Here is a 13,327-nt window from a genome sequence, read left to right as displayed (position 1 = left end):
TAGCGCAGTTTGGTAGCGCATCTGGTTTGGACAGGAGGGTCGGGGTTCGAATCCTCTTCACCGACCATTATTCTAAAGCTGAGTGATCTAACGTTACTTGGCTGACGTAAAAAGCATTAACGGTGAATAGCGCAGTTTGGTAGCGCATCTGGTTTGGGACCAGAGGGTCGGGGGTTCGAATCCCTCTTCACCGACCACTATCCAGGTGGTGGAGAGCATATTTGGTCGGGGGCCGGAAGCCGGTCCAATCGAATCCCTCTTCACCGACCAACGCAAAACCCCAGCCTTTTGGCTGGGTTTTTTCGTTATATATCCTCAACCCAGTCATCACAGCAGCCACAGCTGGGGGATTTATATACCACGCCGCTTGCCGCCATGGCTGAGGCACTCATCAGGCCCACGGTGGCGGCCAGTATTTGTAAACGCTTCATGATCACTCCTTGTTACTTATCGTCTGATTTTATTTTGAAAAAACGTAATCGGTTAGCATTGGTCACCACCGTGATCGAAGAGAGCGCCATTGCGCCACCCGCGATCACCGGGCTGAGCAACATACCGGTAAAGGGGTAAAGGATGCCGGCGGCGATCGGGATCCCCAAGGTGTTGTAGATAAACGCATCCAAAGAGATTTTGTTTCATATTACGTACCGCGGCTTGAGATAGCCCAATGGCGTCTGCCAAGCGCCAAGGTGTTGGTGCATCAGCGTAATTTGCGCGCTTTCTATCGCAATATCGCTGCCGCTGCCCATCGCCACACCCACATCAGCTTGCGCAAGTGCCGGCGCATCGTTAATACCATCACCGACCATGGCAACGCATTTACCTTGCTGTTGGAGAGACTGGATTTGTTCCGATTTCCCATCAGGCAGCACCCCGGCAATAACGTGATCAATGCCTAGCTGACGGCCAATGGCATTGGCGGTATCAGGGTGGTCGCCAGAGAGCATGATCACTTCAAGCCCCTGTTGTTGTAGGCGAGCGATAGCGTCTATGGCATCGTCACGAATAGGATCACTGACACCAATAAGCGCTTGTACGCTGTCCGCATTGGCGAGATAAATCGCGGTTTCGCCACGCTGAGTCATGGCGTCAATATCGGCTTGGTGAGCGTCAGTATTGATCCCTTGCGTTTGCATCCATGCTTGGTTACCAATGTAATAGCGATCGCCATCGATCTTGGCCTGGATCCCCTTGCCAGATTCACTGTTAAAATCGTTTGATGTCGGCAACGAAAGTGTCTGCTGCTTGGCATAGCAACAATCGCCTGCGCCAATGGGTGTTCAGAATGTTGCTCCAGTGAGGCAGCAATCGCCATGAGACGCTCTTGGTCGCCGTGAATGGCATTCACATGGGTGACTTCGGGCTGGCCGCGGGTCAATGTGCCTGTTTTATCAAATACCAAGGTATGTAGCTTCGCGGCGGTTTGCAGCGCATCCGCGTCACGGATTAATACCCCGACTTCGGCGGCACGACCCACCGCGGCGGTAACGGACAGGGGAGTCGCCAAGCCAAGCGCGCAGGGACAGGCGATGATCAATACCGTGGTCGCGGTGACCAGCATGTAGCTGACCGATGGCTCTGGGCCGACAAAGTACCAAATCGCCGCAGTGACAATGGCAATGGCGACCACGATAGGCACAAACACCGCCGAAATCCGGTCGGCAAGCTTCGCCAGTTCGGGCTTACTACTTTGTGCTTCGCGCACCAAATCAATAATACGTGCCAGCATAGTATCGCTACCCACACCGGTGGCTTTAAAGGTTAAGCCACCTTGCTGGTTCACGGTCCCCGCATGAAGTGTGTCTCCCGCGGTTTTATGAACAGGCACGGGTTCTCCGGTCAGCATGGATTCGTCGATATAGCTGCTACCATCTACTACTTCACCATCAACCGGCACCTTAGCGCCAGGTTTAACTCGCAGTGTCATTCCCTGTTTCACTTCATCAAGCGGACGCTCTGTTTCTTGTCCGTTTTCAATGACTAATGCTGTGGGTGGCTGTAAATCCAGTAATTGGTCGAGTGCTTTAGACGTATTGGCACGGGCACGCGCTTCAATCGCATGGCCCAAGCTAATCAAACCAATGATCATCGCTGAGGCTTCAAAATACACATGACGGGCTTGCTCGGGGAACAAGGCAGGGGCGAGCACCACCGCGGTGGAATACAGCCACGCGGCACCTGTACCAAGCGCCACCAAGGTATCCATAGTGGCACGTTTATGCATCAGCGCTTGCCAGGCATTGGCAAAGAAGTGACGGCCACCGGTTGCAAGGAGCAAAAGGGTCACTATCGCAATAACACCCCACGCCCATTGATCTTGGGTCGACTGAATGGTCATGCTGCCACCAAATACGCCCCACGCCATCAGCGGTGCCCCCAAACCTAAGCCGGCGAACGTACTACGCTTAAAGTTTTTTAGCTCGTTGGCTTGCTGGGTCTGCTGGCGCTCACGCCGATCATTATCATCTTCGACTTTTTCCGCGCAATAGCCAGCGTTTGCTACCGCCGCAACAATGGCGTCTGACGATGCACTGCCTTTAACAATCGCGCTACGCTCGGCCAGGTTAACGCTCACGTTCGCGACACCATCTACACGGCTAATCGCGTTTTCTACACTTTGCACGCAGCTCGCGCAGGTCATACCGGATAATACGTATTGCTGACGGGTGGCCTTGCTTGAGTCTACAGGATTATCGACGGAGGATGACTTGGCTTCTGAGGCTTCTGAGGCTTCTGGATTCGCGTCACTTGCGTCTGTCTGTGACGGTGATTTGTTATCAGTGCTTACGTTTTCACTCTCTTTAGCGGCAAGCTCAGCCTGATAGCCAAGCTGATCAATAATGTCGATCACCGCATCAGCACTCAAGCTGGTGTGCACCTCAGCATGGGTTTTACTGACTGAGTGTGTAAACACGGTCGGCTGATCGTCGAGTGCTGCTTCTACCTTGGCGACACAGCGACCACAGTTTAAGCCACTTAAGGTTAAATGATGGTGGTAGCCAACATGATAGCCAAGCGATTCAATTGCTGAGACAGCTTGGCGAAGAGAGTATTGTTCGCTTTCGCCCCAGGTCTCTAGTGAGAGTGATTGGGTGTTAACGTCCTCAATGCGAACGCCGTCGATATCCTCGAGCGCTTTCGTCACTTTTTTCACACACCCTTGGCAGCTTAGGCCACTTAACGGCAGTGTGTAATAGGTGATCTTGGTGTCGGTCGTCGTCATTGCTTCTCCTTACGCCTCCCATCATTCGATGTTGGTGACGCTTGCAATTTCAGTTAAGCTAGACTGTAAACCTTATAGCTACTAGAAGGTCAAGCGACGGATATGAAAATTCAACAAGTGGCAGAAAAAACCGGCTTAACCAGCAAAACCATTCGCTTTTATGAACAAAAAGGGCTGATCACTCCGCCACATCGTGCCGATAACGGCTACCGGGATTACCGCGAACAGCATGTGACTGAGCTACAAATGATTCGCCGTGCGCGGCTGGTGGGGTTTACGTTAGATGAGAGTGCCGACTTATTGGCATTATCGCGTGATCCGTCCTTGCGTAGTGCCGATGTTAAAGCACGCGCAGAGAGTAAACTAGTTGAAATTGATGAAAAAATCTCAGAGTTGGCGGCGATGAAAACCACATTGCACACCTTGACTCAGGCTTGTCCAGGCGATGGTGACGCGCAGTGTCCGATTATCGAAGCACTGCGCGGCGACAGTGAGCTAGACGATTTTAAAGTCGATGCTTCAAGTTGTTGCGCATCGGAGGCTTAATCGCCAGCCGTCAATTAAACGATCAGTACAGCAGCGAATAGAGCTGGCGGCGATAGCGTGAGGCGATCTCATTGCCTTGGCCGAGTGCGGCCAAAATATCCATGAAGGTTTTCTTGGCATCACCGTCGGCGTAGTTCAGATCGCGGCGCAAAATGCCCATCAAGAGTTCAAGCGCATCTTCACTGCGGTTAATTTGATTAAACTGCAAAGCCAGTTCGTAAGTAATACCGGCATCATCCGGGTTTTCTTCAAGTGCTGCTTGCAGGCGTCGAATTTCGGGTCCATCCGCCGCTTGATGGTGCAATTCAATTTTTGCGATCAATGACTTATAAGTTGTGTCTTGATCTTGCAGCAAAATGGTCTCAAGAATGGCTTGTGCGGCATCAAACTGGTGGGTTTCCACCAAGCATTCCGCGAGGGCAAGCTTGTATTCCGCTTTATCGCCAAGGCTGGACTCCAGCGGCTTAATGATCACAAGCGCATCGGTATAATTGCCCTCTGCCATTAACTGGCGCGCCTGATCAAACGCCTGGCTCTCCTGGCTAGGTAGGTGCTTATCAAGCATTTCGCGCACTGTGTCGTAGTTTTGTGGGCCAGCTAAACCGTCAATTGGCTGACCATCTTTGAACAATGCCAGGGTTGGAAGCGCCCGAACACCAAACTGGGCCGCGATCAGTTGTTGGGCTTCGCAATCTATGGTTGCAAGCGTAAAGGTGCCATGACTGTCGTGAGCAATTTGTTCGACGGTGGGTTTAAGCTCCACGCTTTCGGGCATCATATTGGCCCAAAAGTAAATCAGCACCGGTGTGCGTGACGATGATTCGAGAATTTGCTGAAAATTATGCTCGGTTAATTCGACGATATAGTTTGCGTTCATCATGGATCCTGACGAAATGGATTTCCATAAAGAGTGGGGGCAAACGCGCAGAAATTCAAGCAACTGGCCGTGTAATTGCGTGTTTAAGCTCACGGGAATGTGCAAAGCAAACCAGGGGGGCGAGAAACGAAAAAGCCACCTTTTGGTGGCCTATTTCGTCGGTCTGCAAACAAGCGACGTTTTACTAATAATGTGTGCGGGTTAAAACAAGAGCACCACGCACAATGCGACGCTCAAGCAGAGCCAGTTTAATTGATGCAAGGTCATCCGCCGGCTCCTAGGGTCAACAGACCCTATTGTTGTGTTTGTCTTTATTGTACTTCCTGTTGACAAGAGAGTATCCGCGGCTCGGGGTGAACGAAGCCTTTCTCGCCATTGCAAGCTAGATTAGCCCACCTCTATGACAAAAGTATGACAAATGAGGCAATCAGCACATTTTTTATCGCGATGGCTGATTATTGCATTAACTGCCTTTGAGCAAGACCCGATCCAGCCAGCGGCTAGGGAGCAGTCGCTTGAGAATCGCCATCCATACGGTGGGCTGAGTGACGCGATAACGCACCTTCGGACGCGGCGAGAACAAGGCATGTTGCAGAGGGGCAACCAGAGCGTTAGCGGGCAGGGTATATTTGTTGCCGCCTTCTTCTGCAGCGAGGCGGTCTAATTGGCTTTGATATGCCTGCTGGTGGCGGCTTTTATTGAAATCCACCCAGTGTTTAAAGGCGCTGAGCGCATTGGCACGAAACGCGGTTTCAATCGGGCCGGGTTCAATCAAGCTCACTTTAATTGGCGTATCGCTGAGCTCTAAGCGCAGGGTATCGGTCCAGCCTTCCAAGGCAAACTTGCTGGCGTTATACGCGCCGCGGTATTTAAGCGCGACAATGCCAAGTACCGAACTCGTTTGCACAATCCGTCCACCGCTATGACTGAGCAGTAACGGCAACAGAGCTTGAGTGAGGTGGTGCCAGCCGAATAGGTTGGTCTCAAATTGTGCGCGCAGCGCGTCGGTGGGCAAATCTTCCAGCGCGCCAGGTTGGCCGTAAGCGCCATTATTAAAGAGGCCAAACAAGACCCCACCGGTCATTTCATCAATTGTGGCCACCGCGCGATCAATGCTATGGCTGTCCGACACATCTAACTGAATGCAGGTTAAACCCTCTTGCTGCAACCGTGTGACATCCTCCGCCTTACGGCAACTTGCGATCACCGTGTGGCCTTGGGCATGCAAGGCGTTGGCACAGGCATAACCGATCCCCGTTGAACAACCGGTGATAAGGATCGCGTTCTTTAAGGGGGTGGTGGGTGTCATCGTTATCCCTATTGGTTGATTACTGTCGATTAACTGTCAGGCTGTGACAGATGCGGTACCAGTTGCTCTGCCATAAAATCGGCAATCCACGTTTGGGCGGCCGGCATCGGATGAATGCCATCATCACGCATCCATTCAGGCTTTTGGATCACAGACTCCATAAAAAAGGGCAAGAGTGGGGTTTGTGTTTGTTCTGCCAGTGTAGGATAAATATCAGCAAACCCTTGTGCATAGCGCTGGCCATAATTGGGCGGAATTTGGATTTGTACCAACAGTGGCTTGGCGTTGCTTGTATGCGCCTGAGTGATCAATTGCTTAAGGTTGTCTCGTATACGGTTAAACGGCCAACCCCGCAGGCCATCATTGCCGCCGAGCTCAATCAGCACCCACTCAGGGTGGTGGCGTTCGAGCAATTGTGGCAAACGTTGTAGGCCATTGCCCGTGGTGTCACCCGATATACTGGCATTGATCACCTCAACATCAAGGTCGTGGTCTTTCAGTGCGCGCGGCAGCTTGGCAGGCCAGGCTTGTTCAGCCGCCATTTGGTAGCCGGCACTTAAGCTGTCACCAAGGACAAGGAGCGTTTGTGCACTGGCACTGCTCACCCACAAAAAACACAACAAAGTAAGGATGCGTAACATGGCCTCTCCTGTTATTCGAGCCGAAAAAATTGCAAAACATGTCGTGACACGCGAACAGCCGCTTACCATTTTGCAGGATGTTTCGCTACAAATCGAGGCAGGCGAGTCGATTGCGCTAATGGGCGTGTCGGGCGCGGGGAAATCGACCCTTATGACTTTGCTTGCCGGGTTAGATACGCCCAGTGAAGGCGAAGTCGATCTGCTCGGTCACAAGCTTTCGACGCTCGATGAAGACGCCCGTGCGGCGCTGCGCGCTGAATCGGTAGGCTTTGTGTTCCAAAGCTTTCTTTTAGTGCCATCACTGAATGCATTAGAAAATGTGATGCTGCCACTGACCATTCGTGGCGAAAACGAAGATGAAGCCCGTGCCAAACAGTTGCTAGCGTCGGTCGGGCTACAAGGACGGGAAACGCACTTACCCTCACAACTTTCTGGCGGGGAGCAGCAGCGTGTCGCCCTGGCGCGTGCTTTATTATCCGCCCGCATGTACTGTTTGCCGATGAGCCGACCGGCAATCTCGACCAAAAAACCGCCGCAACCATTATTGATTTATTGTTTGAGCTGAATAAAAAGCACGGTACCACCTTGGTGTTGGTCACTCACGATCCGGCACTGGCCAAACGCTGCCAGCGTACCTTGATGATGGACAGCGGCAAACTACAGGAGCACGTCAATGGCGAGCAATAACGGACTACTCAATCGCTGGGCGTGGCGAGAGCTTTTGCATGGGCAAATATGGCCGGTTGCCGTGGCGCTGGCGCTGATTATCACCTGTGTGTTTGCGCTTTCCGCATTGGCGGATCGGATTGAAAACGTCCTCACCCAACAAGGGCGCAACCTGATCGCTGCTGATACCGTGTTAAGCACGCGTCAGCCTGTGAACACGGAGCAAATTGAGCGCTTTAAACAAGCGGGTACCACGGTATCAGCACAAACTCGTTTTGGCACCATGGCGTTCAGCGAGCAAAACATGCAGCTGGTGAGCGTCAAAGCGGTGGATAGCCTGTATCCGCTGCGAGGCGACTTGGTGCTGGAGCAAAACGGCCAAGCCATTGGCGGTGACCGGCGCATTCAGCCGGGAGAGCTATGGCTCTCCGAGCGGGTATTTAGCTTGCTGGATGTCAAACCGGGGGATACCGTCTCGATTGGTAATCTTGATCTGAACGTGAGCGGCACCCTGGCCGCCGAGCCAGAGCTGTCGTTTAACCCCTTCAGCCAAATGCCGGCGGTGATGATGCACCGTGCCGATGTGCCTGCCGCCGGTGTGGTGCGCGAAGGGAGCCGGGTACGTTATCGCTACTTCTTAACCGGTGATGAGCCAAGTTTAAGTGCCGCAAGGGCCAGCTATACGCTGCAAGACGGCGAGCGCTGGGTGGATGAAAACACCTCCGATCGCACCGGCGATATGCTGGATCGCAGCCGCCAGTATTTGTCGTTAACCGTGGTATTGGTGATTGTGATGGCCGCGGCTACTTTAACCTTAACCTGTCAGCACTATGCCAAAAGCCGTGCGAATTTGGTGGCGATGCTGAAAAGCTTAGGCGCCAGTCAGCAATGGGTGCGGCGCTGGTTAGCGCGTCAGCTGACCTTATTGTTTGTGTTAGCGACCGTAGTGGGCTTAAGTGCTGGCTATGTGCTGGAGGTGTTACTGCGCTTGCCCCTGACCGATGTGTTGCCCTCACCGCTGCCGAGCTACGGCTGGGTGCCTTGGGTGCTCGCCCCCGGGGTCGCCTTGCTGGTGGCGTTACCGGCACTGGGCGTGCCATTGCTGAAGCTGCTGGACGCGCCTGCCTTAGCTGCGGTGCAATCACAAGCTGGTAGCGGCAGACGGCGTCGTGGTACGGCTGCGCTCTTAATCGCGGTTCCCGTCGGCGCGCTCTTGCTATGGGCGTTTGATAACACCTTGCTCTGGAGTGTGTTAGCGGCGATGGCAGCGATGATTGTGCTGCTCGCGCTGGCAGGATTAGGCCTGCTCAGATTGGTGAAATCGCGCGTACGTGCGCCGTCGGTCAAGCTCGCATTAAGCCGGATCACCCGCAACAAACTGGCAAGCAGCGTGCAGTTAGGGGCGCTGGCGATCTCCTTTATGCTACTGGCGATTATCTGGCTGCTGCGCACCGATCTGCTGGCCGATTGGGGGCGGATGCTCCCGCCCGATGCGCCCAATGTGTTTGCGCTCAACATTGCCCCGAGTGCGCAGCAAGACTATGTGGGTGAACTTGATGACGCGAGCCTGATGCGATCCGATGCGTATCCGATCGTGCGCGGGCGGTTAGTGGGCAAAAATGGCGAGCGCTACCAGGTTTCCACCGATGAGGCCGAGCGCGATGAAGCCGATGAAGCGCTGCGCCGTGAATTGAACTTTACCTGGCGTGAAACCTTGCCGTCGCACAACGAGGTGCTTGCCGGGGAGTGGCCAAGTGAAAATGGCGTATCGGTGGAAGCGGATATTGCCGAGCGTTTAGGGATTGAAATTGGCGATAGCCTCACCTTTAGCGTCACCGGCCAAGACTTTACCGCCACCGTCAACTCGATTCGTGAAGTAGAGTGGCGCAATATGCGGCCCAATTTCTACTTTATTTTCGACCGTGACACACTCGCCGACAAACCGGCCAACTGGTTAGTGAGCTTTAGGCTCGATGAATCACAAACGTCATTGCTTAATCGGCTTGCGCGCGATTATCCAACCGTCACGCTCCTCGACTTGCGCACCATGAGTGGGCGTATCCAGTCGATTTTGCAACAAATTGGTTTGTCGCTCTCGGTATTGGCGGGGCTGGCGGTGATCAGCGGCCTGCTGCTGTTACTGACTTTGCTGCGCATCAGCCTGAGCGAACGCCAGCAGGAAATAAACCTCTACCGCACCTTGGGGGCGAGCCGCACTCGAATTCAACGCACCTTGTGGAGTGAATACGGCGTGATGGCCTTGGTGTCAGGCCTTATGGCGGTGTTTGGCGCTGAAGCAGCGATGGCCGGGCTACTCAAGTGGGGCTTTGAAATGGAAGTACGCCTGCACCCTGAGCTTTGGGCAGTGCTGCCCATATTGGCGGTGGCGCTGGTGTTTGTTACCGTCGCCTCGATGTTGCGTAAGCTGATTGATCCGCAACGGCGTTAATGCGGTGAGGGTGTAAAGCGTCATCGTGTCACACATCGCAAAGCGGGTATCAAAAAAATTGATACCCGCTTTTTTGTGCAGAACGGCTAGCAAGCAACACGCTGGTGTCAAAGGCGAGGGCCGCTATTTAAAAAGCGACTGCATCGCTTCTTCCACCTTGGGGTGCTGAAAGCTAAAGCCTGAATCCTCTAAGGCATGCGGCAAGGCGCGCTGGCTATCGAGCAACAAGTGCGACGCTTCGCCCATCATGGTTTTAATCGCGAGAGTGGGAACAAAGAATACATGCGGGCGTTTTAAGGCACGGGCAAGCGCCTGGCTAAAGCGTTTATTGGTCGCCGGCTCTGGGGCGGTGCAGTTAAAGGGCCCTTTGAGCTCAGGCTTGGCCAATAGATGGATAATGGCACCGACCATGTCATCAATATGAATCCACGGCATATATTGCTGCCCTTTGCCGATCGGGCCACCGAGCCCAAGCTTGTAAGGCAGCATCATCCGTTTCAACGCGCCCCCCTTCGGCACTTAACACCACGCCGGTACGCAGCAAACACACTCGGGTGTTCGTTGAGGCACCTTTCAAGGCAATTTTCTCCCACTGATGACACACGTGTTGGGCAAAGTCATCGGCATGGACCATCAAGGTTTCATCAAAAGCGCGGTCTTGTTGATCGCCGTAATACCCTACCGCTGAGCCGCTTATAAAGGTGTGTGGCGGCGTACTACTGGCATGAATTTTCTCCACCAGTTTTTCGGTCAGGCCCCCAGCGGCTGGTGCAAATAATCCCTTTTTGTTGCTCACTCCAACGCTTATCGGCGATGGGCTCACCGGCCAAGTTAATCACTGCATCAAAATCATTTAAATGCGCCAAATCATCCAGCCGCTCTAGTGGTGTCACACTCTCGTCAAAACACTGCGTCACTTTTGCCACCGACCGAGACAGCACAGTGACTTGATGCTCAGTGAGTAATCGCGGAATCAGCGCCTGACCTATCAGGCCAGTGCCGCCGGTAATAAGAATCTTCATGCCTGCTGTCCTAACATATTGGTGTAATCCCTGACTGTAACGCTAAGAGGGTTTTAGACTTAGCGCAAGTGATTGCTTTGCATCTTGATACGTACCGCAACCAAAATCGGTTGGATCGCGCAGTTTTATGCTCTGCCTCTCGCTCCTTAATTTGGGAGTGTTAACATAAATAGTCACATAAAGAGTATGTTTTCAGTTAATGCGCAAGGAGTCATGTCGCCTACATGCAAGCGTTATTCAAATCATTGCTAGGAAGCTTTCGCGATCTGTTACCCATCATCCTGGTGATCGGCTTTTTTCAAGTGATTGTTCTGCAACAACCGCTGCCTAACTGGATATCCATCACCTTTGGGTTGGTGCTGGTGGTGGTCGGGCTGACCTTATTTGTGTACGGCTTAGACATGGGCCTATTCCCAATTGGCGAATCGATGGCGCACTCCCTGGCGCATAAAGGGAGTTTAGGCTGGCTGATTTGCGTTTGCCTTCTTACTTGGCTTTGGCACCACCATTGCCGAACCTGCGCTCACCGCGGTGGCGGCTGAGGCGGCAGATGTCGCCGCCAATGGCGGGATGATACAAACCAGTGACGCCGCCAAAGACAACTACGCCAATGGCCTTCGTCTAACGGTGGCGCTCTCGGTCGGGTTTGCGATTGTGCTCGGCGTGGTGCGGATCATGAAAGGCTGGCCGATCCACCGCTTAATTATCGGCGGCTATTTGCTAGTGGTGGCGATGACCATGGTCGCACCGCCCAGCATTATCGGCATTGCCTATGATTCAGGTGGGGTGACCACCTCGACTATCACGGTGCCGCTAGTCACCGCGCTTGGCGTGGGGCTGGCAACCGTGATAAAAGGGCGTAACCCCATGGTGGATGGCTTTGGCTTGATTGCCTTTGCCTCGCTATCACCGATGATCTTTGTGATGGCCTACGGCATGGTGGTGGCATGAACAATCCACTCACCTTATTCCTCAACACCTTTTTCTCCACCGTGCGTGATGTGATCCCGATTATCGCGATCATCTTTGGCTTTCAACTGTTTGTATTGCGCAAAGCGCTCAATAACCCCAAACGAATTATCCTCGGGTTTTTCTATGTCATCCTCGGCTTAAGCTTATTTTTAATGGGGCTGGAGCTGGCGCTGTTCCCACTCGGCTCGTCGATGGCCGAGCAGCTGACTGCCCCCAATTTTGTCGGCGCAGCGCTCAAAGCGGGCGGTGAGATCGATTGGCAAGCCTATTATTGGGTGTACCTGTTTGCCGCGGCGATAGGTTTTAGCACCACCGTGGCCGAGCCCTCCTTAATCGCGGTAGCGATAAAAGCGGCCAAAGTATCGGGCGGGGCGACCACCTCAACCGTGCCCTTGGTGACGGCGCTCGGGTTGGGGCTGGCCTCTACCGTACCGGGAAGAAACCCGATGCTTGACGGTTTTGGCTTAATTGCGTTTGCCAGTTTGTTTCCGATAATCACCGTGATGGGCTATGCCCAAATCACAGCCTATTTACAGAAAAAGCACGCACAGCGTTCATCGTAAGGAGAGCCTATGCGGTTCAAATTAATTATGGCGTTTATTGAAGATGCCAAAACCGATGCGGTGCTCGACGCCGCCAGACAAGCCGGTGCCACCGGCGCGACCATTATTAACAACGCGCGTGGCGAAGGCTTGGTGAAAAAGAAAACCTTTTTAGGGCTCACACTCGATGTGCAGCGGGACGTGGCCATCTTCCTGGTGGAAGAGCACTTAGCGCGCACTATACTCGAAACCATTAATGACGTGGGCGAGTTTGATGCCACCTCCGGCAGTGGCATTGCGGTGCAAATTGATGTGGAAGATGCCGTGGGCGTGGCCCACCAAATGCGAGAATTAACCGAAGTGGTGAAGGACGAGCTATGAAACAACATAAAACGGTAAGAGATGTGATGCATGCCCATGCCGTGTGTATTGATGGGCTCACCACGGTCGAAGAAGCGATCCGCATTGCACGCGAACAAGAAGTGAAAGCGATTATCGTCAATAAACGCGATGAACATGACGAATTTGGCATTGTGTTAATGAACGACATTGCCAAAAAAGTGCTCGCCAAAAACCGCGCCCCATCACGGGTCAATGTTTATGAAATTATGACCAAGCCCGCGCTCAGCGTATCGCCCAATATGAACGTGAAATACTGCGCCCGTTTGTTCGAACGCTTCGGCATCAGCCGCGCTCCCGTGATCGAAAATGGCCAAGTCCTCGGCATGGTCAGTTATAACCTGATCGTCATCTACGGCATGCTCGCCGAAGAAGTGGAGAGCCAGCATAGGAAGGATTAGATGAGTAGGTGGTTTTGGAGGGAGTGGGGCTAGCTCATTTGTGCCCCAAAATGAGTTACGCCTTCAAATCACACAATGATACTCAGTCAACTTTGATATGCAAAAAGTAATAAGAGTCAAAAGACAAGACCTGACCTCGAAGTTCGGGAGAAATAACAATAAAAAGGGTGTCAACAATATGCTTGCTGATAGGCTAGTGATATACGATAATGCTGTTTGTATATACACTTAAAGTGGCATAGATGACAGAGCTAGAAATTAAAAAACTTATAGTAAGGTA

General features: G+C 53.0%; 12 protein-coding genes, 1 tRNA gene and 3 pseudogenes. 8 read left to right on the top strand and 8 right to left on the bottom strand.

The window, feature by feature from the left end:
• The first annotated feature begins 120 nt into the window (after positions 1-120).
• A tRNA-Pro gene (locus DZ54_RS0113070) sits at positions 121-197 on the top strand.
• Positions 198-305: 108 nt separating this feature from the next.
• On the opposite strand, the gene DZ54_RS26845 is transcribed toward DZ54_RS0113070, so the two are convergent.
• The 4 genes from DZ54_RS26845 to DZ54_RS21655 are packed head-to-tail and all read right to left on the bottom strand — an operon-like array spanning position 306 to position 3,223.
• Positions 306-431, bottom strand: coding sequence for a DUF411 domain-containing protein (locus DZ54_RS26845; protein WP_276202045.1), 126 nt, complete (start codon positions 429-431; stop codon positions 306-308).
• A gap of 12 nt (positions 432-443) precedes the next feature.
• The gene (locus tag DZ54_RS27530) at positions 444-623 is read right to left on the bottom strand and encodes a hypothetical protein (protein ID WP_240474007.1); all 180 of its coding nucleotides are present in this window, start codon (positions 621-623) and stop codon (positions 444-446) included.
• A 12-nt stretch (positions 624-635) separates the two neighbouring features.
• Complete coding sequence (locus DZ54_RS27525) at positions 636-1,175, bottom strand: HAD-IC family P-type ATPase (RefSeq protein ID WP_420804859.1); 540 nt, start codon at positions 1,173-1,175, stop codon at positions 636-638.
• On the bottom strand, positions 1,082-3,223 hold the full coding sequence (locus DZ54_RS21655; protein ID WP_420804858.1) for a cation transporter: 2,142 nt from the start codon (positions 3,221-3,223) through the stop codon (positions 1,082-1,084). Before DZ54_RS21655 ends, DZ54_RS27525 begins: the two co-directional genes overlap by 94 nt.
• Before the next feature lie 102 nt (positions 3,224-3,325).
• Here DZ54_RS21655 and cueR point away from each other — a divergent pair, with 102 nt between their 5' ends.
• Complete coding sequence (cueR, locus tag DZ54_RS0113055) at positions 3,326-3,769, top strand: Cu(I)-responsive transcriptional regulator (protein ID WP_025674542.1); 444 nt, start codon at positions 3,326-3,328, stop codon at positions 3,767-3,769.
• Positions 3,770-3,791: 22 nt separating this feature from the next.
• Here cueR and DZ54_RS0113050 read toward each other — a convergent pair whose 3' ends face one another.
• The 3 genes from DZ54_RS0113050 to tesA form a co-directional block, all read right to left on the bottom strand.
• Positions 3,792-4,646 (bottom strand): co-chaperone YbbN, encoded by an 855-nt coding sequence (locus DZ54_RS0113050; protein ID WP_025674540.1) that lies wholly within the window; start codon positions 4,644-4,646, stop codon positions 3,792-3,794.
• A 463-nt stretch (positions 4,647-5,109) separates the two neighbouring features.
• A complete protein-coding gene (locus tag DZ54_RS0113045) occupies positions 5,110-5,955 on the bottom strand; it encodes an SDR family oxidoreductase (RefSeq protein WP_025674539.1) in 846 nt (281 codons plus the stop codon).
• Between the two features lie 29 nt (positions 5,956-5,984).
• Positions 5,985-6,596, bottom strand: a complete 612-nt coding sequence (gene tesA, locus DZ54_RS0113040; protein WP_025674538.1) for a multifunctional acyl-CoA thioesterase I/protease I/lysophospholipase L1 — start codon at positions 6,594-6,596, stop codon at positions 5,985-5,987.
• Between tesA and DZ54_RS21650 the strand changes: the two are divergent.
• Both DZ54_RS21650 and DZ54_RS0113030 read left to right on the top strand, forming a co-directional pair.
• Positions 6,595-7,283, top strand: a pseudogene (locus DZ54_RS21650) (ABC transporter ATP-binding protein). The gene tesA and the pseudogene DZ54_RS21650 overlap by 2 nt on opposite strands.
• Positions 7,270-9,711: an ABC transporter permease gene (locus DZ54_RS0113030; RefSeq protein WP_025674536.1), complete on the top strand. Its 2,442-nt coding sequence runs from the start codon at positions 7,270-7,272 to the stop codon at positions 9,709-9,711. Before DZ54_RS21650 ends, DZ54_RS0113030 begins: the two are co-directional and overlap by 14 nt.
• Before the next feature lie 123 nt (positions 9,712-9,834).
• Here DZ54_RS0113030 and DZ54_RS21645 read toward each other — a convergent pair.
• Positions 9,835-10,733 (bottom strand): annotated as a pseudogene (locus DZ54_RS21645) (TIGR01777 family oxidoreductase).
• A 224-nt stretch (positions 10,734-10,957) separates the two neighbouring features.
• Here DZ54_RS21645 and DZ54_RS27520 point away from each other — a divergent pair.
• The 4 genes and pseudogenes from DZ54_RS27520 (at position 10,958) to DZ54_RS0112995 (ending at position 13,047) form a co-directional block, all read left to right on the top strand.
• A pseudogene (locus DZ54_RS27520) lies at positions 10,958-11,684 on the top strand (DUF1538 family protein).
• Positions 11,681-12,268: a DUF1538 family protein gene (locus DZ54_RS0113005; RefSeq protein ID WP_025674529.1), complete on the top strand. Its 588-nt coding sequence runs from the start codon at positions 11,681-11,683 to the stop codon at positions 12,266-12,268. The pseudogene DZ54_RS27520 and the gene DZ54_RS0113005 overlap by 4 nt, the downstream one beginning before the upstream one ends.
• Positions 12,269-12,277: 9 nt before the next feature.
• Positions 12,278-12,628: a P-II family nitrogen regulator gene (locus DZ54_RS0113000; protein ID WP_025674528.1), complete on the top strand. Its 351-nt coding sequence runs from the start codon at positions 12,278-12,280 to the stop codon at positions 12,626-12,628.
• Positions 12,625-13,047: a CBS domain-containing protein gene (locus DZ54_RS0112995; RefSeq protein WP_025674526.1), complete on the top strand. Its 423-nt coding sequence runs from the start codon at positions 12,625-12,627 to the stop codon at positions 13,045-13,047. Before DZ54_RS0113000 ends, DZ54_RS0112995 begins: the two co-directional genes overlap by 4 nt.
• Positions 13,048-13,327: the final 280 nt, after the last annotated feature.

This window comes from Salinivibrio socompensis S35, assembly GCF_000513715.1.
In the GTDB taxonomy this organism is placed as follows: Bacteria; Pseudomonadota; Gammaproteobacteria; order Enterobacterales; family Vibrionaceae; genus Salinivibrio; species Salinivibrio socompensis.
The sequence above is the reverse complement of the archived record's forward strand: the minus strand, read 5'-3'. Positions and strand labels throughout refer to the sequence as shown.

Excerpts from the sequence above, each read along its gene's own strand:
- DZ54_RS26845 (WP_276202045.1), bottom strand. The coding sequence starts at position 431 with ATGAAGCGTTTACAAATACTGGCCGCCACCGTGGGCCTGATGAGTGCC.
- DZ54_RS21655 (WP_420804858.1), bottom strand. The coding sequence starts at position 3,223 with ATGACGACGACCGACACCAAGATCACCTATTACACACTGCCGTTAAGT.
- cueR (WP_025674542.1), top strand. The coding sequence starts at position 3,326 with ATGAAAATTCAACAAGTGGCAGAAAAAACCGGCTTAACCAGCAAAACC.
- DZ54_RS0113050 (WP_025674540.1), bottom strand. The coding sequence starts at position 4,646 with ATGAACGCAAACTATATCGTCGAATTAACCGAGCATAATTTTCAGCAA.
- DZ54_RS0113045 (WP_025674539.1), bottom strand. The coding sequence starts at position 5,955 with ATGACACCCACCACCCCCTTAAAGAACGCGATCCTTATCACCGGTTGT.
- tesA (WP_025674538.1), bottom strand. The coding sequence starts at position 6,596 with ATGTTACGCATCCTTACTTTGTTGTGTTTTTTGTGGGTGAGCAGTGCC.
- DZ54_RS0113030 (WP_025674536.1), top strand. The coding sequence starts at position 7,270 with ATGGCGAGCAATAACGGACTACTCAATCGCTGGGCGTGGCGAGAGCTT.
- DZ54_RS0113005 (WP_025674529.1), top strand. The coding sequence starts at position 11,681 with ATGAACAATCCACTCACCTTATTCCTCAACACCTTTTTCTCCACCGTG.
- DZ54_RS0113000 (WP_025674528.1), top strand. The coding sequence starts at position 12,278 with ATGCGGTTCAAATTAATTATGGCGTTTATTGAAGATGCCAAAACCGAT.
- DZ54_RS0112995 (WP_025674526.1), top strand. The coding sequence starts at position 12,625 with ATGAAACAACATAAAACGGTAAGAGATGTGATGCATGCCCATGCCGTG.